This is a genomic window from Leptospira chreensis (assembly GCF_016919165.1).
Taxonomy (GTDB): domain Bacteria; phylum Spirochaetota; class Leptospiria; order Leptospirales; family Leptospiraceae; genus Leptospira_A; species Leptospira_A chreensis.
Map to the genome: position 1 here is coordinate 313,041 of NZ_JAFFPS010000071.1, position 24,788 is coordinate 337,828.

26 protein-coding genes and 1 riboswitch are annotated in these 24,788 nt (G+C 38.3%); of the genes, 7 read left to right on the forward strand and 19 right to left on the reverse strand.

Annotated elements, in window-relative coordinates; all coding sequences use genetic code 11:
* Positions 1–54: 54 nt before the first annotated feature.
* Positions 55–699, reverse strand: a complete 645-nt coding sequence (locus JWG41_RS19705; RefSeq protein ID WP_205271338.1) for a hypothetical protein — start codon at positions 697–699, stop codon at positions 55–57.
* 70 nt (positions 700–769) lie between these two features.
* On the opposite strand from JWG41_RS19705, the gene JWG41_RS19710 reads away from it, so the two are divergent.
* The 3 genes from JWG41_RS19710 to JWG41_RS19720 all read left to right on the forward strand — a co-directional run bounded on the left by JWG41_RS19710 (position 770) and on the right by JWG41_RS19720 (position 3,401).
* A complete protein-coding gene (locus JWG41_RS19710) occupies positions 770–1,495 on the forward strand; it encodes a hypothetical protein (protein WP_205271337.1) in 726 nt (241 codons plus the stop codon).
* A 15-nt stretch (positions 1,496–1,510) separates the two neighbouring features.
* Positions 1,511–2,221, forward strand: coding sequence for a YqjF family protein (locus JWG41_RS19715; RefSeq protein ID WP_205271336.1), 711 nt, complete (start codon positions 1,511–1,513; stop codon positions 2,219–2,221).
* A 211-nt stretch (positions 2,222–2,432) separates the two neighbouring features.
* On the forward strand, positions 2,433–3,401 hold the full coding sequence (locus JWG41_RS19720) for a hypothetical protein (RefSeq protein WP_205271335.1): 969 nt from the start codon (positions 2,433–2,435) through the stop codon (positions 3,399–3,401).
* A gap of 44 nt (positions 3,402–3,445) precedes the next feature.
* On the opposite strand, the gene JWG41_RS19725 is transcribed toward JWG41_RS19720, so the two are convergent.
* From JWG41_RS19725 to JWG41_RS19755, 7 genes are all read right to left on the reverse strand, one after another.
* Positions 3,446–4,114, reverse strand: coding sequence for a hypothetical protein (locus tag JWG41_RS19725; protein ID WP_232374115.1), 669 nt, complete (start codon positions 4,112–4,114; stop codon positions 3,446–3,448).
* A 45-nt stretch (positions 4,115–4,159) separates the two neighbouring features.
* Positions 4,160–4,972, reverse strand: coding sequence for a hypothetical protein (locus JWG41_RS19730; protein WP_205271333.1), 813 nt, complete (start codon positions 4,970–4,972; stop codon positions 4,160–4,162).
* 134 nt (positions 4,973–5,106) lie between these two features.
* The gene (locus tag JWG41_RS19735; protein ID WP_232374125.1) at positions 5,107–5,589 is read right to left on the reverse strand and encodes an LOG family protein; all 483 of its coding nucleotides are present in this window, start codon (positions 5,587–5,589) and stop codon (positions 5,107–5,109) included.
* Positions 5,576–6,712, reverse strand: coding sequence for a hypothetical protein (locus JWG41_RS19740; RefSeq protein ID WP_205271331.1), 1,137 nt, complete (start codon positions 6,710–6,712; stop codon positions 5,576–5,578). Before JWG41_RS19740 ends, JWG41_RS19735 begins: the two co-directional genes overlap by 14 nt.
* Positions 6,709–7,554, reverse strand: coding sequence for a DUF4846 domain-containing protein (locus JWG41_RS19745; protein WP_205271330.1), 846 nt, complete (start codon positions 7,552–7,554; stop codon positions 6,709–6,711). Before JWG41_RS19745 ends, JWG41_RS19740 begins: the two co-directional genes overlap by 4 nt.
* Complete coding sequence (locus tag JWG41_RS19750) at positions 7,551–8,573, reverse strand: zinc-dependent alcohol dehydrogenase (protein WP_205271329.1); 1,023 nt, start codon at positions 8,571–8,573, stop codon at positions 7,551–7,553. The genes JWG41_RS19745 and JWG41_RS19750 overlap by 4 nt, the downstream gene beginning before the upstream one ends.
* Positions 8,574–8,627: 54 nt before the next feature.
* Positions 8,628–9,455: a hypothetical protein gene (locus tag JWG41_RS19755; protein WP_205271328.1), complete on the reverse strand. Its 828-nt coding sequence runs from the start codon at positions 9,453–9,455 to the stop codon at positions 8,628–8,630.
* 86 nt (positions 9,456–9,541) lie between these two features.
* On the opposite strand from JWG41_RS19755, the gene JWG41_RS19760 reads away from it, so the two are divergent.
* Positions 9,542–11,182, forward strand: a complete 1,641-nt coding sequence (locus tag JWG41_RS19760; protein ID WP_205271327.1) for an ankyrin repeat domain-containing protein — start codon at positions 9,542–9,544, stop codon at positions 11,180–11,182.
* On the opposite strand, the gene JWG41_RS19765 is transcribed toward JWG41_RS19760, so the two are convergent.
* On the reverse strand, positions 11,179–11,616 hold the full coding sequence (locus JWG41_RS19765; protein ID WP_205271326.1) for an ABA4-like family protein: 438 nt from the start codon (positions 11,614–11,616) through the stop codon (positions 11,179–11,181). The genes JWG41_RS19760 and JWG41_RS19765 overlap by 4 nt on opposite strands.
* Entirely contained in the window at positions 11,613–12,536 is a 924-nt protein-coding gene (locus JWG41_RS19770; RefSeq protein WP_205271428.1) for a hypothetical protein, read from the reverse strand. The genes JWG41_RS19765 and JWG41_RS19770 overlap by 4 nt, the downstream gene beginning before the upstream one ends.
* A gap of 70 nt (positions 12,537–12,606) precedes the next feature.
* Here JWG41_RS19770 and JWG41_RS19775 point away from each other — a divergent pair, with 70 nt between their 5' ends.
* Positions 12,607–13,278 carry a TetR/AcrR family transcriptional regulator gene (locus JWG41_RS19775; protein WP_205271325.1) on the forward strand — a complete coding sequence of 224 codons (672 nt, stop codon included), beginning with the start codon at positions 12,607–12,609 and terminating at the stop codon, positions 13,276–13,278.
* On the opposite strand, the gene JWG41_RS19780 is transcribed toward JWG41_RS19775, so the two are convergent.
* The 6 genes from JWG41_RS19780 to JWG41_RS19805 form a co-directional block, all read right to left on the reverse strand.
* On the reverse strand, positions 13,256–13,837 hold the full coding sequence (locus tag JWG41_RS19780) for a slr1658 superfamily regulator (RefSeq protein WP_205271324.1): 582 nt from the start codon (positions 13,835–13,837) through the stop codon (positions 13,256–13,258). The genes JWG41_RS19775 and JWG41_RS19780 overlap by 23 nt on opposite strands.
* Positions 13,838–13,959: 122 nt before the next feature.
* Complete coding sequence (locus tag JWG41_RS19785) at positions 13,960–15,471, reverse strand: PP2C family protein-serine/threonine phosphatase (protein WP_205271323.1); 1,512 nt, start codon at positions 15,469–15,471, stop codon at positions 13,960–13,962.
* 131 nt (positions 15,472–15,602) lie between these two features.
* Complete coding sequence (locus JWG41_RS19790) at positions 15,603–15,950, reverse strand: slr1659 superfamily regulator (protein ID WP_205271322.1); 348 nt, start codon at positions 15,948–15,950, stop codon at positions 15,603–15,605.
* A gap of 13 nt (positions 15,951–15,963) precedes the next feature.
* Positions 15,964–16,521, reverse strand: coding sequence for a slr1658 superfamily regulator (locus JWG41_RS19795; RefSeq protein WP_205271321.1), 558 nt, complete (start codon positions 16,519–16,521; stop codon positions 15,964–15,966).
* Positions 16,522–16,672: 151 nt separating this feature from the next.
* Positions 16,673–17,533, reverse strand: coding sequence for an LIC_13355 family lipoprotein (locus JWG41_RS19800; protein WP_205271427.1), 861 nt, complete (start codon positions 17,531–17,533; stop codon positions 16,673–16,675).
* Between the two features lie 140 nt (positions 17,534–17,673).
* Complete coding sequence (locus JWG41_RS19805) at positions 17,674–18,240, reverse strand: hypothetical protein (protein ID WP_205271320.1); 567 nt, start codon at positions 18,238–18,240, stop codon at positions 17,674–17,676.
* A 179-nt stretch (positions 18,241–18,419) separates the two neighbouring features.
* A riboswitch (cobalamin riboswitch) is annotated at positions 18,420–18,544 on the reverse strand.
* Positions 18,545–18,693: 149 nt separating this feature from the next.
* Here JWG41_RS19805 and JWG41_RS19810 point away from each other — a divergent pair.
* Positions 18,694–19,455 carry a lysophospholipid acyltransferase family protein gene (locus tag JWG41_RS19810; RefSeq protein WP_205271319.1) on the forward strand — a complete coding sequence of 254 codons (762 nt, stop codon included), beginning with the start codon at positions 18,694–18,696 and terminating at the stop codon, positions 19,453–19,455.
* Between the two features lie 40 nt (positions 19,456–19,495).
* Here the strand turns inward: JWG41_RS19810 and JWG41_RS19815 are convergent, their stop codons facing one another.
* The 3 genes from JWG41_RS19815 to JWG41_RS19825 are packed head-to-tail and all read right to left on the reverse strand — an operon-like array spanning position 19,496 to position 23,055.
* Positions 19,496–20,128 (reverse strand): TetR/AcrR family transcriptional regulator, encoded by a 633-nt coding sequence (locus JWG41_RS19815; protein ID WP_205271318.1) that lies wholly within the window; start codon positions 20,126–20,128, stop codon positions 19,496–19,498.
* Positions 20,129–20,188: 60 nt separating this feature from the next.
* Positions 20,189–22,027: an alginate export family protein gene (locus JWG41_RS19820; RefSeq protein WP_205271317.1), complete on the reverse strand. Its 1,839-nt coding sequence runs from the start codon at positions 22,025–22,027 to the stop codon at positions 20,189–20,191.
* A 41-nt stretch (positions 22,028–22,068) separates the two neighbouring features.
* The gene (locus JWG41_RS19825) at positions 22,069–23,055 is read right to left on the reverse strand and encodes a sodium-dependent bicarbonate transport family permease (RefSeq protein ID WP_205271316.1); all 987 of its coding nucleotides are present in this window, start codon (positions 23,053–23,055) and stop codon (positions 22,069–22,071) included.
* A 144-nt stretch (positions 23,056–23,199) separates the two neighbouring features.
* On the opposite strand from JWG41_RS19825, the gene JWG41_RS19830 reads away from it, so the two are divergent.
* Entirely contained in the window at positions 23,200–24,753 is a 1,554-nt protein-coding gene (locus JWG41_RS19830) for a helix-turn-helix domain-containing protein (protein ID WP_205271315.1), read from the forward strand.
* Positions 24,754–24,788 lie beyond the last annotated feature (35 nt).

Here is a 24,788-nt window from a genome sequence, read left to right on the forward strand (position 1 = left end):
TTATGTCACATTAATTTTATTGGAAATAATATTTCAAGCGCGAATCGAATTTGGCTAAATTTTGAAGTCGCCTGGGCCCGTGACTTCAGGAAGGAAATAAAATGAGGAGGGAGAGGCCATTTTTGCCCCGCCTCGAATGGTTTGTAATCCTTTGGGACTACGAAAGACGGTGACCCGAACGCTGTCCGCAGAAGGAAAGGACCCACCGACAAACCCCAACTTCAGTCGCACTTCCCCGGCACCAGGATCTACCACTTGTGCGAAATAGGTTTTAGATCCCATTTGGACAATGGCAAATTCCCGAATGTGGAAGAGAGGCCTGGGGTCGCTGGCATTTCCTAGAAATTTTGAAATGAGGGAAAGGAAGGCCGGAAAATCTGCTTGGTCCAAGGAAGATACGTAAGTGAGCAAGTGTTGGCGAAGGTATTCTTTGGCATGGTTGTGGGCAAGGATCACCCGGTGGCGTCTGTCCAGCTGGAAGTAAAACGACTGTAAAAGTTTACGTTCTCCTTGGTTGCAGCCGGCGCGAAAGGCCAAACGATCCAAACGTTTGCTATGCATTCGGATGAGTTCTATCCTTTGGGTGATATAGGCCGAGATCCGAAACGAAAGGTAAAAGAAAAGAACGAGCAGGACAAGTTGTACCAGGGCAAATTCATGATCCCCCTTCCAAATCCAAACTGGTCTTTCTGGAAACATTGGTTGTTAGACGTATGGATTTTCCATTTTGTGCTTTAGTTGGGAGAGGGATGAGGTAACTTGGAGTTAGATGGGAAAACCGAATTCTAAGATAAAAATGATTCCATGGATCAATTTTTTATTCATCCTACTTTTTTTAATTAAATGTGCAAATACAACCACGGCAGAACTAAAAAAAGTTTCCCTAGAAAATTCGTTGAGTCACCAAAAAACGATTACCATTAAACTCAACAACTTCAAGGATCTAAAAACAAAGGTGAAGGTTTCTCTCCAAAACCTAAACTCGTTTGCTGCCGAAAACTATAAGTATGAAGCAGAGTATTCTTTTCAACAAACGATCGAAGGAGATTCGATCACCCTTGAGATTCCTGAAGGTAAATTTGTAGGCTCTATCTCATTACTGCCATCTCAAACAACTCCTTTTTACAAAAGTATCCAGGGGTTTCATACGATCTATTTCGGTACAAATAAAAATTATGCAAAAAGCGATTATAAAGAACCAAATTGTTTTTTGAACTATTTTCAAGGTACTCAATTGTTTTTACTTAAATCGTCTGCTAATTTTTGCCCCATCCTTGATTTAACAGAAAAAAACAAAAATTTTGAATTTTCGATTCCAAAGGAAGACGAACTCAATCCGGAAAGAACACTTTGGGGTCTTTATCTAAGTATTTCCTCTGCCTTTGCCCCTGCTTTTGTATATTATCCCTATGCACCTTTTCTTGCCTTCCATGGAATTTTCGGAGCCACTCAAAACGTGGTAATGATTCAATTAGACAAACATGATTTATATTAGTTTGTAAATATACAAATGAATAAAGAAATAGAAGACATATTAACTTGCACCGAACATAGGCCTTGGAAAATGCCAAACCAAAAATGGTTTTGGTACCAAGAGTGGAATGGTGTTATCTTTTTACATTATCAAATTGAAGAGAAAATAATCAGAGGTTTAGTTCCAGCTTCTTTGGAATTGGATTCCTTCGATGGGTCTTATTGGATTTCGGTTGTTGCCTTCTCCATGAATGAAATCCATACTAGACATACATTCCCAATCCAGTACCTTTCCAATTTTCATGAAGTGAATTTGCGAACTTATGTAAAAAGTAAAAATAAGTCAGGTGTATACTTCTTAAGCATTGAAGCAGAAAAATTGATTCCCACTTTAATCGCAAATCTTCTTTCTGGATTACCTTACCAACATTCGCAAATTAAAAGATCCGCAAATTCGTATTCTTTGTTTGGGAAACGAGGCAAAATAGAAATTGAATTCAATATTACAAACCAACAATCCAATTCTTCAAAATTAGATTTATGGCTAACGGAAAGATATTGTTTATATAAAGGTAAAAATAATGATCCCATCCCTTTGGAAGTTCATCATAAACCATGGGAGTTATATGGTATCGATATTGGAGGTTTAGAGATCCAATACAATCAATGGAATCACATTGTCGATTTTCAGCATCCAGCATTATGCCATTATTCGCCAGGAGTCAAAGTAGTGGCTTGGAATCTGTAACAGGGCAATGGCTGGCTATTAATATACAAAGTGCTAAATGCACTCATTGGTTTTAGGAGTTTCGAATCCGATAATATAGAATCAATTGATTCAATTGAGAATCGATGAAAGAAATAAAAAGTTAAATTCGGAAGTCTTTAGCTTCAAAATACGACTTGAAACTATATTCTTTAGTGTCATCCTTCAAACTTAAATAAGGTGAATCGATCCTATGAAAAAAGTCATTGTATATCTTGTTCTGGTAACTGCGATACTTCACTTCTCTTGTGCCTTCTTTGCCATATCCACGGCTCCCAGTAAAAAACAGAATACCACCGAATCCGAGTTAGCCAAAACGGCGAATGATTTTTTTTGGAAAACACTTCATGGCGGCGATTATCATCAAATTCCAAAAGCGATTGAACTTTTAACAGCTGCTTATCTCGAAAATCCGAACCATCCGGATTTGGCAGCACGTACGGGTTGGCTTCATATATGGAGATTGGCAGAAAGGAATCGAATGGCAAAGGTCCCTGCTACCATCACGGATGATATGACTCTTTGTAAAAAATATTTTTCGGAAGCCTATAAACTAAATACAGAGGATGCCCGTTACCTTGGGTTTCTTGGCTCCTGTACTCTTGCGGAAGGTACGGTTGACAATGATGAACCTACAATTCGAAAAGGATACTTCCAACTAAAAGATGCGATCCAAATGTGGCCTGAATTCAATTATTTCACTGCAGGATTTGTTCTCAGCCAGTTGCCGCACGACTCACCCCAATTCAAAGAAGCATTGGAGATGCAGTGGGAAAATTATAATTTATGTGTCGGCGAAACAGTCGATCGAAGTAATCCCGATGTTCAAAAATATATGAATTTAGAAACGAAAGAGGGAAACAAACGAGCTTGTTGGAATAGTTGGATTGCTCCTCATAATTTTGAAGGTTTCTTTTTAAATATGGGAGACATGTTAGTCAAAAGTGGTGATCCAGAAACAGCAGTCAAAATTTACTTAAACGCAAAAAAATCAAAACAGTATAAGGACTGGAAATTCATTCAAATTCTGGAAAGCAGAATGAAAAATGCAGAAAGTAATGTGACTCATTTCCGAAAAATTCCATTACAACAACAAGCGCCAAATTATCCAACGATGATGATTAACAGTCCATTCAGTTGTGTTGGGTGTCATCAGAAATAGATTTTAAAAAAGGTTCTAGTCTTTAGATCTATGGATGCATATGGTCATTTAGCAGAAAAATCCATTCCTTCGTTTTTATATAATACGAACTGATTTTTATATTCATAACTGTAAGAAATATGTGAATTTCTGGGAGTTAAAATTTCGAATTCGTTTGTATTGTTTTTTTGATCGTCTTTCTTAAAAACCAAAATGGTTCGAATACACATCAGAAAGTCGGTTCCTGTTTTTAGGATTACTTTGTTATAAGGATAATCATCATTCATATAGAAAGGAAATTTTTTAGAAATTCTACTCCCTCTTTTGTAATAGGAGTAAGGATAAAAATAGGAAATTCTAGATTCGTATGAATTGTCATTTAATTGAAAGTGATGATTTTCGATATCTTCTGTTATGTTAATTTCTTTTTCCTTATCAAAACAATACTCATACATAATATGGATTCTGTTTGGATCAAACGGTTTGATCGCCAACTTTTCCTCTTTATTGAATGTGGAATTGTTGATATCACGAGTTATGAGTTTTAGGTTTTCTGATTCTATATAAAAAGCAGAATGATGATAGTGTTTGGAGCCATAAAAGGCCGCTTCTTCAAATTTTATATTTGTTACGTTATCTAATCTATAATGAGAATTGAGTCCTGGAGATATGAGAGTTAAGGCACAAGCATGGAAAGAGAAAAAAAGAACGACAATCCATTTTTTTGAAATCATTTGATTGCATTTCATCTAGACATACCCATTATCGCGGTGCCACTTTCAATCCGTTAAATCTACCTCTTCGAAGTTTTCTGTTTGATGGCGAAACATCCAAAGTTTATCTCCAGAATAAAAATTGATAAAAGCATCTCGCATCTCAAATTGATAGATGCCTCGAAGCAGTAAATTCTGTTCGAATTGGGTCTCTGATGGAAGATCAATCACAAGAATTCTGCGTGTGGTGATGATGGCAGCTTTATCGTATAAATTGGCAAAAGATCGAATGGTTTCTTGCTCTAAACTTATGGTTTCCCAATGATTGGTATATCCATTAAATAAATACATTTTTCTGTCACTTATGACTAAAGCCGATTTATGACCCGTTGCCACTCGATATTGTTCTTCCCCAAAAAAGTGACCTTTTTCCCATTCAATACTTGAATTACTAACGCCTAATAAATTTTTCTGAGAGACTATTATACAAATATCTCCATAACACTTGTTATAGCGGATGTGTTCGCCACGTGTGGAGTAGGAAACTTCACTCCCATCCGACAAAAATGCTTTTAAGGAAAGGTGGCCTTCCACAAAATTTATGGTTGTTTGGATGTAGGGATAGGCAGTTTTATCTGTAACAATATTTTCGAAATTGGTTACATCTAGCTTTACCGGTACAGTGGGCACATTAAAAATTCTTCGTTGTTCTGGAGAAAGTTTTCTTTTGTAGTTTTGGCTGGTTTCATATTCATGGAGCCGGCCATCATCAATTCCGTGCCCAGGATTTGCATTCATGGAACCGAAGCAAAGAAATAAAAGTCCCGTACCAAAAACGAAGGAAATCAACGCTGTATAAGAAAAAAGTCGGACGTACATTTAGGTTCCTTTCTAGTTAAAAAACTTTATACATTGTCTTCCGACAACCATTTCTCCGTATTAGACGGTGAATAGTTTTGGATGGTTTGTAATAGATCCTTACAAGTATGTTGTATTAGTACGAGGGGGGGATTTTATTTTTTAAAAAACCCAGAGGTCACCCTATTTTGCATGAGAGTGAGTAGGGGGTTATAAAATCCAAGCCAGTTGAAGATGATGATGGGTTTTTGGTGTAAACCTAACTGAGACCAAGTGATGACTTCGAAAAACTCTTCCATGGTTCCGAGTCCTCCAGGTAAAACCACAAAGGCATCGGACAAATCGAACATTTTTAATTTCCTTTCGTGCATACTTTCCACGAGGATGAGTTGGCCAAGTCCCGCATGTTCGATTTCTTTCTTTTTTAAAAATTTGGGCAATACACCGGTGACTGATCCATTTTTTGACAAACATCCGTTGGCCACAGCACCCATAAGGCCTACGCTCGCTCCCCCATACACTAAACCAATTTGGTTTGAACCTAAATATTCACCTAACTCATATGCTGCGGTCATATAGTAGGGGTCAAGTCCGGGGGATGATCCACAATATACTGCAATGTTTTTAATTTGATTCATTTTTGGTTGATTCTTTATAATAGAGAGTGTTTAAAATTAAATTATTTAGATCGATGTCTTGCATTCCATGGTGATTGATTCGTAAAAAACATTTTCTGCGAGATTCAATGAGTTTTTCGATTAGAATTTCATTTTTGATTGTACTCGAAAAAAAGTCTAAGGGATGGATGGAATGAGATTCACCATTTTCTTGAATCATCTTTTCAATTTCAGACAATAACTTTGCCTCAGAAAAATCATTGGAACTCTCTCCAAATTTTTTTTTCAGTTTGTTAATAAAAAAATCGTAGTTTTGATTTCTAACATAGTTTTGTTCGCTAATGAAATAATCTTGTGTTTCTTTGGAGAGGGACTTGGGATTTAGTTTTAAATAAAGATCCTTTCCTACCTGGCCCGCATTATCTAATAAGATATAAGTTCCATTAACAAAGGTTGAATGGTCTTGTTCAGTTTCTAACATTTCATAAATATCATTAGCACAGTATGGAGTACAAATCCTTCTAAGAATACTCGTAATGGATTGCCTGAGTTTGGTATCTTTTTCTGTTTTGAGTATATTGATTAAATGTGGAACACTTTGGTTTCCATAAATACCATATAGATGAGTTCTTTGTGCATGAGGAGAAACCATCGCCACATGTTGTGGGATAAAAAAAGATCTATTCTCATTTCGTAAAAATCTTTTATCGATAGAGTTCAAAAACCCAGGAATTTGTTTTTCGCTCAGAAATAAAGCCAAACGAAAGTACTGCTGTATGTTTTGAGCTATAGTTGGATTTAGAAAGTCAATGGATTCGTATGTTTTCAGAATAGTATCCAATGTTTCCTTGTCTGGACTGGAAACGGTCAAATACCAACTTAGATCGAGTAACACCATTTGGTTCGGTGAATTAGAATTAAGTTCTTCTTTTAACTTTGAATGAATGATTGGGATCGATACTGATTTTTTTTCTGAAAATGTTTTCCAGTTGGCATCCATCAAAGAATTGAATTCTCCAATTTCCTTTTTGTCTTCGGAAGCTTTGATGGTTCGGATGGATTCAATAGAACGAAGGACTTCTTCTTCGTAGCTTTCTGCGGAAAGACCAACGGTAAATACGAATAACAACAACCAATACTTCATTTTACAAATCCATAAATTTCTTTTGTAGGAAATTCCCATTCCGGCGTGGGAAAGGATTGGTTCTCGGGAACTTCAAACCAAGGTGAGTATTGACTTGCAGATTTCAAAATATGCATCTCCTGAGAAGGCATATAACTTTGTGCCAGAAGAAATAAAGTTTGTCCACCTTTTCCTGTTACTTGGTCTACCACCATGACCACATGGCCCGGAGAACCGGCCTCAATCCATACATCACCAGGAGTTAAATTTTGGATGGGTTTTTTCTTAAGTTCTGATTTTAAAGAAATGGTTCCTGCATAGATATAGATAAATCGTAAATACTCTTCAAATACATCTCGACCCGTTCCTTGTTTGTATTTTCCTTTTTTCCATTGGGATTTGTTTCCTGTGACTTGGACACGTTCTCCTTTGGTAAACCGTGAAAATTCCACTTCCATTCCATTGCTGATTTTAAAACGAATTTGATCGTATTGTTTTCGCGAATAAAAATACTCAGCCCTTAGTTTCATCACAGCATCGGCACATTGGATCAAATCTTCTCGTAAAAGAGGGAAGTCTAAAACGGCCGCATGGACTTGGTTGGGTTTGATCCTTCCGTCATAGAGTAAAACAGAACTTCCTTGGGATTTTAAAGGGAAGTTTTGTAAATACGTCGCAAAACTTTCGTTTGCAAATCGAACCCTTTGGAATCCACCTGGTGCTGGAAATCGTTCCATAATGGAATCTGCATATAGGTTTGGCAAAAAAAATGGTAATCCTGTAAGTAGAAACCCCATCGAAAATACATAAAACCAACTCAGTGAATTAGATAAGTTTTTCCCTTGGGGTTTCGTGGATTTCATTTTGTAATCACCAGTTTGATGGATTCTTCGAGCCATGCTTCTTTCGCATCATCAAAGTTAGCAGTTCTTGTGACAATTTTTTCTGGTGTGAAGGTTCCCGAAAGAATGTACGGGTAGAGAGCTTCTATGGAATCTTTGGATTCCACTCGTCCTAAATGAATTTCTACACCTTGGTTGTACATTTCCAGATAAGGTATTTCCCATTGGTTGGTCCAAAAGATAGAAGCAGAACTAAAAATGGCGTTTCTACCGAGAGAACGAATGGCAAAATCCCAACCTTGTTTGTTTGCAGATGCATCACAAACCAAATCATATTTTTTTGTGGGTTTAGGGAAGATTGTGAAAAATTCCACTGGGATTCCTAAAGATTCCGCCAATTGGATTCTTGTTGTATCGGTATCAACATACAACACTTCGGCTGTCTTTGTTTGGTGGAGAAACAAAGCTGTATAGAGTCCTATACTTCCCGCGAGACCCCCGACAACGAGAACCTTCGGATCTTTTCTTTGATTTAAAAATCTTCCTGCCAATTTCCAAACTTCGGCAATATTATCGCTGAGACTTGCGATTCCCACCGGATCTATTTTTTTATCAATTTCAAATAGCATCTGTTTTGCGAAAGGAATTTTGATTTCATCCGCAATGGCACCGCCAAAAGTTTGGGCTCCAGGTGGCATTCCATAAGCGGATGTATATGGAACGGATTCACAAGAATTGGTATGATGAGTTAAACAACTCGGACAAGAACCACAGGAAATCTGGAAGGGAACGGCAACTGTCATTCCCACTGAATACAAACTTGTCAAATCTTCAGAGACCGATTTGATTTTACCAACAAACTCGTGTCCTACGGGAAAAGGAGCACGAAATAGAGTTTCTCCTCGAAGGATGGGTAAATCCAAATCACAACGAGCGATGGAGACCGGTTCTACAATCACTTGATTTTCTCCGGTGATTGAAAGTGGATCTAACTCTTCCCACTCTAAAATTCCCTTTTTACGAAACATGAGTCGACGCATATAGCCTCCGTATACCAATTGGTCTATTTTTGTTTGTTTCTAAAAATAAAACAACTAGAATTGACTAAACCAATTCGGAACTTTGGGAAGTTCTGTTTCTTCCCAGGACCAATCACCAAGTACAGTGACAATGGGTGCCTTCGATTCCAAGGCCAAAGACAAACCACGACTTAGATCTTTTCTTTCCGTGGGTCGGTATGGCGTTTTAAATTGAGATTGAAAGGCCTCTTTTTCATGTTCCCAAGCGTAGGATAGAAAAAAATCCATAAACTTTTGATCGGAGTTTTCAAATCGACTTTTTAATGTTAGGAGGTCTGGATTGTTTGTTTTTTTCATTGTTCGTTGGAGAACAATCGAAATCCCTCTGACACTTTTAGAGAAAAAAGTTCCTGCTCTGACGATCTTTCTGTTTTTTGGATTTTCTAATGCCCAAAGATCGGCTTTGTATTTGGCAACTCCCATGGAACCATAAAAAGACAAGGTATGACTGAGCCAGTAAAACGCAGAGTAGGCGACCATGAGTTCTGGCTTCAATGCCTCTTCCAATTCGAGAATGGGATCTAGACAAATTCCGAGAGTGTCTTTGATTTGTTTGGGACTACTCTCCGCAATCGGAAATCCCACTTCTCCGAGGGCAGGAGTGTAGATGATGGCTTTAAAACTGGGACTGATATTGTGATTTCCCAGATCTGCTACAATCTTTTCCGAAAGGCCAGGCTCTGCTTTTTTGTCAAAAAATGTAAGATCCGCATTCGACACGGGTTCGTTTGTTGTAGTTGATGTTATGATATAGGCAGATGGATCTTTCTCTTTTAGACAAAGGATGGCACTTTGGCCCGCCTCTCCCGATCCTCCGATGACCAAATATTGGTTTTGTCCCATGAATTCCTGCCTGAATGGTGATAAGATATTAATTTTCGATTGATCCGTCAAAACTCTCCTGTTTTATTAATCGGAACAAGCGAAATATGAAAACGATCTTATCCTGTTCTAATTGTTTTAGTGGCCACTCTGTTTCAACTTCCAAATTGGAAGGAAAAAAAGGGAAGTATCGCTGCAAAAAATGTTCTTCCTGGAACCATTTTGATTACCGTATTGAATTTGAGTCAGGGACCTCCGACTCACTCGTGTTATTTGATCTTCATTTTAATGATTCAATTCCTGAACACAAACTCCAAGGTCAGATTTTTGGAAGATACTCCACGGATTTTGTATCTGATTGGTCAAATGAAGAACTTGTTTTTTTGAAAGATGAAGAGGGAAACGAACACGATTTACGAATTTCGATTTCCGGATTACCTGAGATTACTCGGTTAAAAAATTTACTCTTCGATATCACATCTGAATCTCCTTCCAAAACTTTAAAAATTATCATCAATCAAAATGTAAATACTTCCCCTGTAAGATTATCAATCACTATAGATTCGTTAGATGATCGTTTTGTTTCAGGGAAATTGTATTTGGCCATTGCAGATCAGTGGAACACTTTGTTACACGGAAGTTTTACTGCCACACATATTTACAAAATCCAATTCGATGAGCATGGCGATTCTGATAAAAAACTTCCCGAATTTGTTTCCAGTGAACTCGCGTCTAAGATTTTTGCATTGTCTGGAAATATCTTATCCTTACAGGAAAATTTTTCCCTTTTAAACGAACATCTCAAAGATGAATTACTCACTCTTGTCATGTACCATTGGCCGGAAAACCCATCTTCCATTTCAGAAGTTCATTTTAAAGAAGAGAACTTACAGGTAACTTTCCAACTCAGTCAAAAGAAGTTAAATGAAACCTTAATTTTTCTTCTTTCAAATGAAGTAGTTCCCAATCAAAAACATTGGCAATTGATTCATGAAGTCGTCTGTCATTCGGAAACAGAACCATTATTTATCCCACTGCTGAAACATAAATTTCCGGAAGGTTATGAAAACCATTTAGGTTCTAGTTTGGAATCTAAAAACGAGGACAAAACTCTCGATTGGTTGGATTCCGATGATGTTTATCTTTTGGATTCCTTTGTTCGAACTGTGGGGTCTCTAGATTATGTAATCCAAGATCCGATTCGTAATCCTTTGGGTTTTTCTTTGTTACAGGAAAGTTTTGTTCGTGCACGATACAAATCGTGTATGCGTCTTTTGGAACGAGGGGCCGATCCCAACCAACTGGATGCCAATGGAGAAACAGCCATCTTTAAGTTGTGTCAGGATAGTACACTTCGTTTACAAGAAAAAACAGCGCTTATGGATGAACTCATTCGCCGAGGTGCCCGGGTAAATCTTCAGTCCGTGAATGGAATGACCCCTTTACATTGGTGTTCAGTTTTTGGGGAACCGAGTATGGCAAAAAGATTAATCCATGCAGGAATCGATATTCATATCTCAGATAACACTGGTAGTACGGCTTTACACGAAACTTGTAAATTTGGAAATTCTGCTGTGCTTGCTTTGTTATTAGAATCTGGTGCGAAGTCCAACGCTAAAACCTTAGATGAAAAAACAGGTAGGGATCTAGCTTTTGAAAATTTGGAAATTGCCGAATTAGAAAGTGATGAAGAGAAAAAGAACAGATGCCAACGAGTTCTTTCTCTCCTCGATGTATATGGTGGTTAGGTTGTTTTTACCTTTTTGGTTATCTTTTTTGTAACCAGTCTTAAAACCAAATACAATAACCATCCTGCCGGCCCAAAGTAAAATGTAAGGGCCAAAATGGGAACAAGAAGGAAACGATGAATTCCTTCTTTAATTCCGTCTTCCACTTCCCAGGTTCCAAGAAACAAATCAAAGGCAAGATAATGAATCCATCCTGCCAATAAAAAGTAATCATTGGCAAAAAGAGACCTTACCGATTCCAAACTAGAAAAATCTCCTTCGGCCTGTCCATTTCCGATGATAAGAGCAAACACATAAACTCCGCCGAGTAAAAGTCCAGATACGAAGACTCTCAAAGGTCGAATCACCTTCAATTGGTTTGGTGATAGGATCAAAACTAACCAAGCGATGACTGTGATGCCATTGGCAATTTGAAAAATTAGGGAAGGGTTCATATAGTGACCTGCTTTTGCATTTTTGTGGGTTGTGAAATTATTTTTAAGAGACAAAGAGATATGAGTAACAAGGAAATTCCATAGAGACTCGTATACATAGGATTCAAGTGAAACACAGACTCTCCATTGAAAGTTTGGATGACCATGATGACATTCATTGATAAGAATAGAATTCCAGTGAATCGAACCAAAGTTCGGTTTTGCAAAGTATCAACTTTTCGACTCAAATAAGCGGCAAGAAAAACAAAAATCTGCATCACATGCATTCCAAAAAAATGGGGAACACGCATATCACCGAGTTTTGTACTCCAACCAAAAAATAAGATTCCTTTGCCAGGATCTCCACTACCGAACTGGTGGGAGCCACTGGTTTCTAAGATCCCTGCTTTCATTGCCTCTAATTGTTCTGGTCTAGGGGAGGTCATCATAAAACCAATGATCATTCCAAAACCAGCAATGGTGAGCCCCCAAACAAGACTTTCTTTTACCGACTCTGGAATGGCTTCTTTCCGAAAGATTTTGTATCCCATCCAAAGGTGGAAGGCCCAGAATATGGAAATACTTGTGCCCATAACCGAAAATACAATTTGGTTCCAAGTGGTTGTGATATTGAAGTGGCTTGCTTCTCCGCGTGCCGCTTGTAAGGTGATGAGGACAATCTCAATGAACGAAGTAATCGTTAAAACCATTTGGATTTTGTGTTGGTGTTTCCAATCTCTGAGAAAGGTAAACATAACCCAAACGGTAGTGAAGGAGTACAATCCCACGGATAGGGAAAACTTGAGGGGTTTGACCCAGACATTGACTCCTAAAAGGGTTCTTGTATCGAGGAATAGGAGGGGAAGGATGGCAACTGTGAGCACTGCCATAGCGATCCCATTCCAAAAAAGTGGTTGTTTTCTATAGTTGGCAAAATCCATAATGTAGACAGTGTAAATATAAATGTATACTCTGTCAACATAGAAAGTATACATTGTAAACATTTTTAATATGAAACCTGCCAAAAAAAAACAGACCCTCCCCAAACCAAATTCGGCGACTCCCTCGAAATCCAGCACCTACCACCATGGAAATCTTAGAGAAGAGGTTTTAGAACACTCCCGAAAGGTCCTAGAAACCAAAGGAGTCTCCGCCTTGAGTTTGCGTGACATCGCAGGTGACTTGGGTGTGAGCCATACCGCCCCTTATCGCCATTTTCCCAAAAAAATGGACCTCCTCCAAGCCCTCGTAACTGACGGATTTCGGGAACTCACAGAGGGTATGGAGAGAGCCTGGGCCTATTCGGATGATCCTTTGGAAAAAGTAAAAAAGGCCGGTGAAGAGTATATTTCTCTCCTCCTAAAAAATCCAAGAAGATCAGAACTTATGTTTGGTGGTGAGATTTATGTTTCTGGTGATCCGATCTCAGAGGATTTGAGAGAATGCGGAAAGTTAGCCTATTTGGGAATGTATAAAATTGTGGAGTTTGGCCAAAAGTCTTTGAAGTTAAAAAATTCTGTCCCTACAGACACTCTTATGATGAGTTTTTGGAGTGGTGTTCACGGCTTTGCTGTGTTAAACGAACGGAAGTGGAAACAAATCAAATCCAAGGAAGAAGAAGAAATTTTCCGTAAAGAGGTAAATCAGATCTTAGAGATTATCATTGAGGGAACCCGTCTGTAAAATAAATGACACGGTTTGTGACGGTAGTTTCTTCCCCGTTCGATTCAATAATAACTTCCATTTCTACCGGATAATCTTTCAAAACTATGATCAGACCGATTCCAGAATGTTGCGGATCGTTTTCATTGGTTTCTAGTTTTTCCAGATACAAACTTTCCAAATCGTTTGTAGAGAAAATTTCTTTTAAACTGGTTTCGTAAGCTATTACATTTTGTTCATTCGATTGGTTCTGAACTAATATTTCAAAGATTTTGCCTCTATGGATGAGAGAGATGTCAATATCTGCTTTTTTATCATAAGAATATTTTGCAGCATTTTCTAATAATTCATTAAACACGGTGGAGATGGAATTAACGATATCTGAATTTTTCATATCCATCGAATCGGAAGGGATATCGGGTAAAAAAGAAAAACCGTAAAAATAACCAATAAAGTCGGACATGATTCCGATCCGGCGCCAATGCCGCATTAAATCCAAAGGTTTTAATTGGATTTGAATTTTGGAAACGGGTTCTTGTTTGATACTATTTGCAGATTTAAAATTGCCGTACTTTCGCATAGTTCTAGTTCAACTAACGACTGTATATGAGTAGTTTCAATGCCGCAAGCGCTTTTTCTGACTCATTTTGCATTAATCGGCGTTATTCTGCGAAAATTAATCCATTGACCAAGGTAGGATTTTTAATCTTTTTTACGCATGATCATGATGGTAATGTCATCATAAACATCCATTCCATCAATGAAGACGTAGATATCTTTAAAGATGGCGTCTAAAATAGCGTCAGTATTATCAAGTTCTATATGTCTTTCGAGTGATTCGATTAACCTTTGAGATCCGAATTGTTCCCTTTTAGGATTTTCGGCCTCCGTTGCTCCATCTGTATATAATAGGATGATGTCCTTTGGTTGGAGAGGAATTTGTTTTTCATGAATAAAATCGTCAATAGATTCTGTTAAACCAACTAACATACCATTATCGACGGTATCTATAATTTCTGTTTTTTTCAGAGTATGACGATAGACGATAATGGTCTCGTGTTGTCCCACGGTGCTAAACACACCATTTTTATAAGAAAATAAAGACAAGGTAAGGTTCCGAATGTCATTCATTCGAATATGAATATTGGAAAACAATATAGAGTTGATGGAACGAAGGGATTCACGTAAAGAAATTACCGTTGAACGTAAAGTTGTGATAAACGCTGACTGAGTCATAAGCATCACCACTCCGGAAGCAAGCCCGTGGTCTGTTACGTCGCCTATTCCAATATAAACAGTTCCGTCTTCATGGTGGATTACATCGTAATAGTCACCACCCACTTCTTTGGCTGCGTCCATCCGAGCAGAAATTTCTAGTTCTTGGATCTTTTTTAATTCCTCGTTACGAGGAAGCACCATGGCCTGAATCTGTCTTGCTACTTCCAATTCCATTCCGAGATGCATGTTCTCTTCTAAGATGGCTTGTTTTTCTGTACTAAAAATTAAATCTGCTTGTTCATGAGAAGTACGAGATGTATTGCGGATTGCATAAAGTATCAACCCACCTGTGACAATCATGTATGTCAGGATGAGAAAAATTCCCATAGGAATAGCACTGACTAAAAAGAAGGTACTGTTTTCTTCCAGAAAGTTTGGTTTCAGATGGGACGACAACTCGATGAGTTTTGTATTCAAATCGGTCATCTCTGGATAGAAGTAAATGGTTAGAGATGCATACTCAACAATTAGTACAATGACCGCAAAGATGATAGTCTTTGTATTATTCCGTATCGAAGCGAGTGCGATGAGAATGAAGAACACATAGATCATTGGAGCTGCATACACAAGGCTCGGGTTTTTTTGTGCGTTTGCCGTATATCCTATAACGAATGTTAGTAGACTAATCTCTAAAAAGGAAGAAAGGAATTTAAAGATATTAAGATACTTGCCAGATTTTTTTAACGAATAAAGAACAATGAAGTTATAACTGAGTAGAATTAAGATGGCGGAAATTTGGTAATAAAACTCAACAATAGGACGGCCAGAAAGCAGTCCCAAAGTGGAAAAGATAAAGATCATTCCAAGGAAGAAGAATCGGAACTTGGTCGCGAAAGTTTCTGCCCGGAATTCCCCTTGGTAGGCAATCTCTTTTAGTTGTTTCTTGTAGTAGTCGGATAGGACGAATCGATTTGCGTTAGCGGGAGATTGCGGCATAGAGTAAGGTTTTCTTTCGTTATATTTCGCGCAAAAAAAAATTGCGGAACATTGATTATAACATTATACATCTTGCATAAATTGCAAATGATTTTTCCTTTTTTAAAGAGGAGGGTTGGGGGCCTGTGATTTTAAGAGATTTCTAAAACCACTTGGTCCCAAAGTTTTTTGAAATTGGATAGAGATTTCGACTGCCAAGAAATGTTGGTGGATCCTTGGATTTTGATTTGGTAAGCTGCCGTTTTTCTTGAATCAATAATAAACATGGATAGGGTAGTGATCCCTGAGCTGTTTACAAATTGTAAATCTCTGAAGTCCAAGGTCAGTGCGGATCCTTGGCTAAGTTTGGCTGCGTCTCTTAAAAATAATTTTATAGGTTCATAAGCGGGTAAGTTCTGCAATCGGATGGAGCCTACGAATTTGACAGTCTTAGTGGCTTCGTTGTATTGTATATTGTAATCTAAGTCTTTGATTTCCATGAAGCTTCGCCTATTATATCTCTTCTACGTTAATAATTGCTCTTACTGTGATTTCATGAGTATCGACATCGATCTCATGGAAACTATAACCAAAACGGACAGGGTAGTCCTTTAAGATCATAAGAAGGCCCAATCCCGATTTAGTTTCTCCATCTTCTTTGGCTTCGAGTGTAGAAAAATACATTTCCTCGACGTTCCCAGACTGGAGTTTGTTTACAAAAAGCTCAAAACTATCTCGTAAGGTTTTTGACGCCACATTTAAAACATCAATTCTTAAAAGATTTCCGTATTGTTTTAATTCTACGTTGATCCTGCCTTGTCTTGCTTTCGAAAACTTAGAGGCATTTTCAAGAAGTTCGTTAATGATCGTCGATAGGGAGTTAGCTTTCGATTCACTAGCTTCATAACAGTACGAATAAAATCCGGCAACAAAATTTGCAGTAAGTCCACACCGTCTCCAGTACGAAGTCATATCAATTGGTTGGAAGATCAATCGAAGTTGGCCATCAGCAGGCAAATTTTCTGGAATGGTATGGTATTCCCCAATAATAATGGGTCCCTTTTGATTCAATTCTGTCTCCGTTTATTTTTGGATGCGCACCGAGGTGTGGTTCTAAAAAAAAGAACTCTTTTTAAGGATCGGTCAACTGAAATACAGGTCGTTTTTTAATGTTTTTTTAGTAGAACATCGAAGAAGACAAATCAGACATAATGGCAAACCATTATTGAATTTCGCGTGCAACGACTCCATCAATGTCGCTTCCATTATAACTTCCAGGAGGCCAAGGAAAGTTGATTCCTGTGTTTGGATTGTTCACATTGCTTGCGGAGGTAATCTTTAGGAATTTAAAGCCGTTTGCTTTGATATTATTGGCTAAGGTTGTATCACAACCGATATCATTCGGATCGGCTGGGTCTAAATTGTCTAAATCGAAACCATCACCGCCACCTAACAAAAACGAACCACCGGTGTTAATGAAAAGGTCTTCGTTGGAATACGGTTTTGTGGTCATATTGTAATAAACAGGGCGGAGTCCACCGAAACGAGTCCAACTGTCCATTAAGTTGACATTGGCTCCCGAATAACTGGGGTTAAACCCGCAAAAATTCGTTCCATCAATTGAAACTTGAACGACGGAAGGATCCATGGCATAGGTATTGCTATCATCAGAGATGCGGAAACTATTATCATAGATGATAAAGTCTAAGTCAGAGGCATTTTTTACAGTTTTGCCTCCCCAACTGAGAACTATCGTTGCACCGGCTCCAGTGATGTCCAATGCATAGACATCGAGGGAACCTGCCATCTCTCCTGCACCACAAACTCCGTTGATTGCTTTTTTTGGATCGTTAAAACCAGAGATACTGGAGTTTGCACTCACGACGGTTGTAGCAAGATAGATGTCCGTGGGGAGTGTTGCCTTTGGGCAAACACTAGCATTGGAAGCTGCATTCAGTAAAGGTAACAGAGCAGCAAGATTCTCTTCTGCGGAACCAGATGCAGATTTTTTACAAAAGGAAAAGGATACAAATAAGATCAGAAACAAAGGACATAATGTTTTTATTTTGAAATGTTTTTGCATCGCATCTCCCAATTTAGGAATTGATTCCGTAAAGTCCAGTCCAAGTTGTAATTTCTTTTTTTGAAACATCAGTTACATTCATCACTGGAAGTCCCCATCTTTGCAATAGGGACTTCAGTCAACTTCTCGATTAGAAACGATTATATTTTCTTGTCGTATCTTGAGAATGCAGAAGCACCGCAACCGGAGCTACCAGGATTTGTTCTAGTGGATGTATCAGCTTGCGCTTTTGCAACATCGTATGTTTTTCCAAAAGCAACTGTGCATAACCAATAAGAGTTTTCTTTCGCAGTATTTTTAAAATAGAATACTTTGTTGTATTTTCCCTTGTTTGTATCACCAGCAAAACATCCACCGTTGTTTTCAGGGTTTTGAGTGATGAAACTTCCTTCTGCATTGTTAAATTCAATAATGATGTAACAGCTAGAGAAACCACCGAAAGCAGAACTGTCGTCTAGTTGTAATCCGTGAGTGCCGTATTTAGCAGAGAATGTAGTTATGGTATCCAATGTGGTTGCATTTCCAGTGAAACTATTCCAAACACCGTTCAAAGTAAAATCTTTACTTGATTCGGATACTTGACCAGCTAACAATCCCATGAGTAGATTGTTATTTGAATCTGTTTCAGAAACTTGTTTTTCTGTGCTGCAAGCAATGAGTGCGAGCAAAATCAGGGAAAGGGCAGTGGTTTTGAGTGTTCTTTTCATAGAAGTCTCCTAAATAGTTAAAAATTCAGGGAACTCGATTTAGCGATAAACAAACTTTTGTTAGGTCTTTCCTAATTGAAAAATATTGTTTTAGCGCTTGTTTCGGGTGCCCCGATGCCTTCGGGGCCCCTGGATCCAAATGGAGGACATTTGGAATCAGTGTGTAAAGTTCCTTTACCACGAGGTAAACTTTACGGGGAAGATCTGGCTCACCAAACTTTGGTTTGGATTACAGTTGCGGGTCAGCATAGGAATTTCACCTATTTCCTCCCTAAAGGTATTTCCCAGGATTTTGCCAAAGGGGGAATTGTCAAATGTAAAGAATCGTTTTGCCTTTGCAGAAAATCATTACAATTTGATTTTTTTTTAAGATTCTAAGCTTAGAGACAAATTTACGCAGTGAATTTTGCAACCAACTGGGAACAACTAGTTCTAACAGAGTAGAGGGATTATATGTTTTACGTTTTAGGTCGGCTGATCGGTTTTATTTTTATGTGGGCATTTGTAAAACCCATGCGCCAAATTTATGGAAGAAAAAAAGTGAAATTGGAAAACGATCACATCTTACGAGAGTTTAGCGGTAAATCGGTGATTCTCATTGCCAATCATATCAAACCTCGGAATAAATTTTTACGATTCATTACACTTCCTTATGATGCCTTTGTGATTCGTGGAGTTTTGAAACGATATGGAATTTATACAACGGCTCTTGCCAGTATTGATTCCGGTAAAAAACCAAAAGATAGTTTTCAGAAGGCAAAAAAACAAAAAGTGGAACAACTCATCAAAGGGATTGTTACATCGATTGACCTCATCCCTGTGAATCGTAACGAATCAGATCCGCGCACAATGAAAGAAATGAAACAACGGATCGCTAAAGGTAGTTTGGGGATTGGAATTTTCCCGGAAGGTACTTGGTTTCGTGGGTTCCGAAAGTCTCGCAAACTCCATCCCGGTATGGCAGTACTCAGCAAACGTTATGGCCTACCCATCATTCCTATGTTCTTAGATGCTTATAATTTGAATCAACCCATTCGTTTGTCGGTGGGTAATCCCATCCGGGAAGTCAAAGATGCGTCAGAAACCCTTAGTTATATTCGAAGTGAGCTCATTCGGTTAAAAGACAAAGGAACTTCTGTTTTGGTTACTTCCGAAGCGGAAGAAGTTGAAGATGATGAAAATGACGGTTTGGAAATTTCGCCAAGTATTGGTTAGTATACTTTGATACTAAAGTTTTTCTTAAATACTGCAGCACCTATTTATTGTTAGGATACTTTTTACTCAGGAGTTTTTGGAAATAGGAAATCCCTTCTTCAATGGGATTTCCGGAACCTTTTCGTTTACGAAGCATTCCTGTCATATCCAAAACAATCACTCCATACATCCAACTCCACATCATCCGAGCAATGGCAGGATATTCATTTTTAGGATAAGGAATTTCGCCGGACTCAAATCCAATGCGAACCGTTTCTAAAAAGAAACGATAACTTTTTGGCAATTGAGGGAAGGCCTTTCTATGGACTCCACCGTAATCGGTGACAAACATGACTTTGTGTAATTCACGGTTGTTACTGGCGAAGTTAAAATAGGAACGGGCAATGGCGGCCAATTGTTGGAAGGCAAAACCAGATTCTTCTTCAGCACTTGCTTTTTTTAACATGGAGAGGAGTTCATCCTCACCGGATTTGATTAAGTCTTGGACAAGATCGATTTGGCTTTCGTAATACGAATAGGGACTGGCAACACTGCAACCGAGTCTATTGGCGATCTTTCGCATGGAAAGACCTTCCAGCCCTTCTTCCTTTAAAATGAGAAGGGAGACGTTTTTAATTTCCTCGCGAGAGAGGCTATTGCGAATCCGTCTTTGTTTGTTTGAGGCTTCCAACATGGATTTGAATCAATCTGACCTCCATGGTATTCAAATCCATACAAAAATCGAACGTTTTTCTTAAAAAGCAGCGTTGATTTGGGCATAGGCCATATAAGCATCCCTTGCCAGTTGGTTTTTGCCTTGTAAGTAGTTTTGGTTCCATTCAAAGGACTGTGTTGTGGTATTGTATTGGACTTTGCTATTCCGATAGTTACGGACGGAATCTCCTGCGTTCAAATACCCAAATCCCATCCATAAGGAAACAAAATCATTAATTTTCCCGTGCCAAGTTAAATCCACTTCCGTATAAATCCGTTTCCCCAGTGCATAAGGTGATGAATAGGAATTGTTGGAATAGTTTTCCGTACTACCTTTGTCAGCTGATACAGGATAGGGATTTTTTTCACCAAGGGAACTTGTGGAGTTGGCAGCACCACTAATGGCATACCATGCATCTTGTTTTTCTGCTTTATCATTTTGGAAATAAGTAATTTGGAATTCACCAAAGGATTCTGTTTGGTAAGTGATACTGACAGATTTGGAATATAGATTCTGCGCATTGATATTTTCTGAAATTCCGGCCACACTATTAAAATAGGGAATCACTCCAAATCGGGGATTGGCCAATGTTTGGAATGTGGATACAGAAGCATCCGCTCTATTTTTGTCCCCAGAAGCATACAATACCTGACCACCTAATCTTAGTTTTTTGAAAAAAGTATATCCTGTTTGGAAGACATGCATTTGGCCTGTATACCTTTCTCTTTCGGTTCTTGTGTTGTCATATTCGCTAGGAAGGTATTCTTTTAGATAAGGGTCTTGGATTCGTCGTCCACTCGTTCCAGTTTGGAAGGCAGATTCCCAAGTGAAATCCCATGACTTTCCTTCTGGTAAAAAGTTTCCTTTGGTTCTGTTGGTGAGACGAAATCCAGTGGTGATCAAGTTTTGATTTTGTTTACTTCTGTTGGCTGCGAGTGGATCATCATTTGAAGATTCAGGAAGTCCGGTAATTGGATTTACTGGATTTTTTTTCCATTTGCGAACCACACCCAAACTATAAAGATCCAAAGTGAACCAATCAGGAATGGTAAAACTATTATAGGTTCCGAGTAATGTGGTGTCTGTTCCCGTGGCAGCCGAATTGAGTTTGGGATCGTTTGCTGATACCACTCCATTGGTTCCGCTTTGCGTCCAATACGGGCGTGCCATTAGAAAATGGATTTTGAAATTGTCGTAGTTGAACATAAGCCTTGCCCCATCAAAGGAGAGTCCATTGACAGTCCAGTTCCCACCACCGATCATACGTTGGTCACCATAGGCCCAAATTTGTCGTCCAACTTGTAACTTGGAACGTAAAGGAAGTTGATTCAGTGTTAAAAATGCTTCTCTAATTCCTGTTTGGTTTAAGGAGGCGGCATTGGTTTGGTTTTTGGAATAAATGTCTGCTGTGTTGTTAAAAAAATTGGCTCGGATGTCACCGGTAGATGCAGGTGATTCCCCGCCCCAAACACGAGCATCTTGGAGGGTTACTTTGGCTTGTATATAGGGACTGGGATCAAAGATAAAATAAATCGAAGATGTTTGGACGGTTCTATCCGTGTAACCTTTATCAGACGCATTGAAATCCATATTGTATCTGGATTCTTGCCTTGGCCTTAGATACAAACCAAAACGTAATACATCATTTAACCAAAATTGTTGTGAATTTGCTGAATGTTTAGATAGTTCTGGTTCCACAAACATATGGCGATTGTATTCAGGATCAATCCCTTTCTCTTTCATTGAAGAAACGTAAGGTTTGGGAGTTTGAGTGGTTCCTTCAGAACTCGGTGTTTCCATTGGTTCTGCCATCGTAATTGTTAGCGGCAAAAATACCGCTAACAATAGAAAATAGAAATAACCTTTTGATATAGTCATGATGTATCCCCTTTTCTGATAAATGTAAATGTTCCTTTAACTTACGTAGTTCCCGACATTACTTTAAGAATATAAAAGTATAAAGGAATTCCAACGATGATGTTGATAGGAAATACAATCGATAAAGCAACCGTTAAATAGATACTTGGGTTTGCTTCTGGAATGGATTCCTTCATAGCTGCTGGCACTGCAATGTAAGATGCTGAGGCACAGAGAACCACAAACATAAGGGCATCACCAATCGGCATTTGTATGATTTTTGTGAGGAGGATGGAAATGACTACGTTGATCAACATAATGATGAGTGCCGATCCTACAAGAAAGAATCCCACCTTTTTCAATTCACGCATCTGTCTTGCTGCATCGATTCCTTTATCCAATAGAAAGAAGGTGAGTAGACCTTTAAAAATATCTTCTGTGAATGGTTTCGTTGTATTCCATCCAGACTCACCTGATAAATAACCAACAATCAGGGCTCCAATCAGAATATATACAGAAGAACTAAAGAAAGCTTCGTGAAGTAATTGTTTCCACTGGATTTTTTCGTTTAGGTTTTCGTTACTTTTCTTTTTACCCAATCGATCAATGATCACAGCAAGAACGATAGCGGGTGATTCCATAAGAGCCATTCCTGCAACGATGAAACCTTGGTATTCATATCCATAACTATGTAAAAAAGCACCTGCAGTTACAAAGGTCACTGCACTAATGGATCCGAAACTTCCGGCAAGAGCTGCTGAATTTGCATGATCTAGTTTAGCTCTAAAGATAAAGTAAGAGTAGATCGGAACAAAACATGCCATAAACATACAAGCAATGAGTGTCATTAGATGTTCTTCTGCAAAAGGTGATTTGAAAAGTTCATGCCCTCCTTTGAAGCCGATAGAGAATAAAAGATACAAAGAAAGGAATTTGGAGACTCCCTCTGTAATTCGTAGGTCTGATTTGAAAAATACGACACCCATTCCTAAAAAGAAAAAAAGCACCGGTGGGTTGAGAATGTTGTTGAGTGCTGCGTGGAAATCCATAATTTCCCCCCTCTGGTTACCATCATTTTAGACACTCGTTTTGTCCAATATCATAAAATTGGACAAAAAATATTGAGTTTCAAATTTCCATAAATCTCGAAATCGCTTCCTTGATCGCTGAATTTGCAAAGACTGGTGTTTGCGATGAAACGAATGGCTAAAATCATGCTCCTATTGGCAATCCTTGCCGGTTTAGGTGGATGTTTATGGAAGCCTGAGAGTTTCTACGGCCGCAATATCAGCCAAAATGTCCAATTTTTGGTACCTCACCGGACAGAAATTCCAAAAACCTGTAGCCACGAATCTATCCAATCTTTGCGGAATTTTGTCTGGATGGACAACCGCAGTTCCGATTCCTTACGAGGAAAACGAGAATTAGGAGGGCAATGGGTTCGCGTTGAGATCAAAAACGACGTATCGGTAGATACTTATTTCAGCATTCTCATCCAATGGATTAATATTCCCTTTGTCGAACTTTGTTCGGAAGGTGAAAATGGGGAGGTCACCACTTCTTATAGCGGATATGTTTGGGAAGATTGGATGGAAGTCCTTTCCCCTTTCCCACATTTTAATGTTACGCTGAGAGCCAACGAAAGTCGTTATTTTTATATTTATTTAGTTTCTAATGAAGATTTAAATTTCCCGATTCGGACCGTTTCCCATGCAAGTTATCGTTCCATCGTTTTGTTTCGATTTTTGACGTTTTTGTTTTTCACCATGATGGGAATTGTATCCTTTGGTTGGGCAATCTCTGAATATTTAAAATCAAAAGAAAGAGTCTATATTTCGATCTTAGTTCATTTTTTAATGTTTTTCCTTCTCGTGTATTCGGTGCACGGTAAGGAGATTGCCACTATATTCGGAAATTCGAATGATTTAGTTAGGCATTCCTATTATATCTTTTTATCTATTAATCATTTTATATTTTTTCTGTATCTGGCATCTTTCGATCGTTTTGTGGGGAATCGTTTTTCAAATCAGATAGGGTTTTGGGTTTCTGGCTTTGCCGGGTTTCTTTATTTGTTAGTTCCTCTCTATCCGAGAGTGTATGAATTTAGAATCTTTCTAGTATTGTCTATATTTGGAACCGCTGCTTATCATTTATTCAAAACTCATAATTCTTTATTCTCAAAAGAAGAAAGTGATGCGAGGACTTATGTATTTGGTTGGTTCTTTTTCCTTTTTTCCGTCTTCTTAAAGACATTGTTCCACTTTGATTTTTATCCTTACCAACCGTTTTTCATTTATGCTGCTGTATTCTATCTACCCTTTTTGACAGCGGGTTCTTTTTTGTTTTTGCGGAATTATGAAAAACGAGACAAATCAAAAACCAGATTCAGATCTGTTACTACGAAATTAGATAAAACAGAATTTCGAAATAAACTGGAATCGTTGTTAGTTGCTGAAAAAATATATTTGGAACCGGATTGTAATGAAGAACTCATTGCTTCTAAAATGGGACTTTCTTACCACCAGTTAAGTGAGCTGATTAACTCAGAATACAACTTCAACTTTCCATCTTTACTCAACCAATATAGAATTAAAGAAGCTATGGCAATTCTAAATGAACGGCCTGAACTGAATGTAGCTGAGGTTGGAAAACTTTCAGGATTTGGATCCAGGTCGGCGTTTTATTTGGAATTCAAAAAGCAGTCTGGAATCAATCCAAATCAATTTCGGAAAAATAGAAACATATAAATATACAGATAGTTAATTAGATAAAGAGGATGTTC

Coding starts and splice junctions, on each gene's coding strand:
- JWG41_RS19705 (WP_205271338.1), bottom strand. CDS start 699: ATGTTTCCAGAAAGACCAGTTTGGATTTGGAAGGGGGATCATGAATTT.
- JWG41_RS19710 (WP_205271337.1), top strand. CDS start 770: ATGGGAAAACCGAATTCTAAGATAAAAATGATTCCATGGATCAATTTT.
- JWG41_RS19715 (WP_205271336.1), top strand. CDS start 1,511: ATGAATAAAGAAATAGAAGACATATTAACTTGCACCGAACATAGGCCT.
- JWG41_RS19720 (WP_205271335.1), top strand. CDS start 2,433: ATGAAAAAAGTCATTGTATATCTTGTTCTGGTAACTGCGATACTTCAC.
- JWG41_RS19725 (WP_232374115.1), bottom strand. CDS start 4,114: ATGATTTCAAAAAAATGGATTGTCGTTCTTTTTTTCTCTTTCCATGCT.
- JWG41_RS19730 (WP_205271333.1), bottom strand. CDS start 4,972: ATGTACGTCCGACTTTTTTCTTATACAGCGTTGATTTCCTTCGTTTTT.
- JWG41_RS19735 (WP_232374125.1), bottom strand. CDS start 5,589: ATGAATCAAATTAAAAACATTGCAGTATATTGTGGATCATCCCCCGGA.
- JWG41_RS19740 (WP_205271331.1), bottom strand. CDS start 6,712: ATGAAGTATTGGTTGTTGTTATTCGTATTTACCGTTGGTCTTTCCGCA.
- JWG41_RS19745 (WP_205271330.1), bottom strand. CDS start 7,554: ATGAAATCCACGAAACCCCAAGGGAAAAACTTATCTAATTCACTGAGT.
- JWG41_RS19750 (WP_205271329.1), bottom strand. CDS start 8,573: ATGCGTCGACTCATGTTTCGTAAAAAGGGAATTTTAGAGTGGGAAGAG.
- JWG41_RS19755 (WP_205271328.1), bottom strand. CDS start 9,455: ATGGGACAAAACCAATATTTGGTCATCGGAGGATCGGGAGAGGCGGGC.
- JWG41_RS19760 (WP_205271327.1), top strand. CDS start 9,542: ATGAAAACGATCTTATCCTGTTCTAATTGTTTTAGTGGCCACTCTGTT.
- JWG41_RS19765 (WP_205271326.1), bottom strand. CDS start 11,616: ATGAACCCTTCCCTAATTTTTCAAATTGCCAATGGCATCACAGTCATC.
- JWG41_RS19770 (WP_205271428.1), bottom strand. CDS start 12,536: ATGGATTTTGCCAACTATAGAAAACAACCACTTTTTTGGAATGGGATC.
- JWG41_RS19775 (WP_205271325.1), top strand. CDS start 12,607: ATGAAACCTGCCAAAAAAAAACAGACCCTCCCCAAACCAAATTCGGCG.
- JWG41_RS19780 (WP_205271324.1), bottom strand. CDS start 13,837: ATGCGAAAGTACGGCAATTTTAAATCTGCAAATAGTATCAAACAAGAA.
- JWG41_RS19785 (WP_205271323.1), bottom strand. CDS start 15,471: ATGCCGCAATCTCCCGCTAACGCAAATCGATTCGTCCTATCCGACTAC.
- JWG41_RS19790 (WP_205271322.1), bottom strand. CDS start 15,950: ATGGAAATCAAAGACTTAGATTACAATATACAATACAACGAAGCCACT.
- JWG41_RS19800 (WP_205271427.1), bottom strand. CDS start 17,533: ATGCAAAAACATTTCAAAATAAAAACATTATGTCCTTTGTTTCTGATC.
- JWG41_RS19805 (WP_205271320.1), bottom strand. CDS start 18,240: ATGAAAAGAACACTCAAAACCACTGCCCTTTCCCTGATTTTGCTCGCA.
- JWG41_RS19810 (WP_205271319.1), top strand. CDS start 18,694: ATGTTTTACGTTTTAGGTCGGCTGATCGGTTTTATTTTTATGTGGGCA.
- JWG41_RS19815 (WP_205271318.1), bottom strand. CDS start 20,128: ATGTTGGAAGCCTCAAACAAACAAAGACGGATTCGCAATAGCCTCTCT.
- JWG41_RS19820 (WP_205271317.1), bottom strand. CDS start 22,027: ATGACTATATCAAAAGGTTATTTCTATTTTCTATTGTTAGCGGTATTT.
- JWG41_RS19825 (WP_205271316.1), bottom strand. CDS start 23,055: ATGGATTTCCACGCAGCACTCAACAACATTCTCAACCCACCGGTGCTT.
- JWG41_RS19830 (WP_205271315.1), top strand. CDS start 23,200: ATGAAACGAATGGCTAAAATCATGCTCCTATTGGCAATCCTTGCCGGT.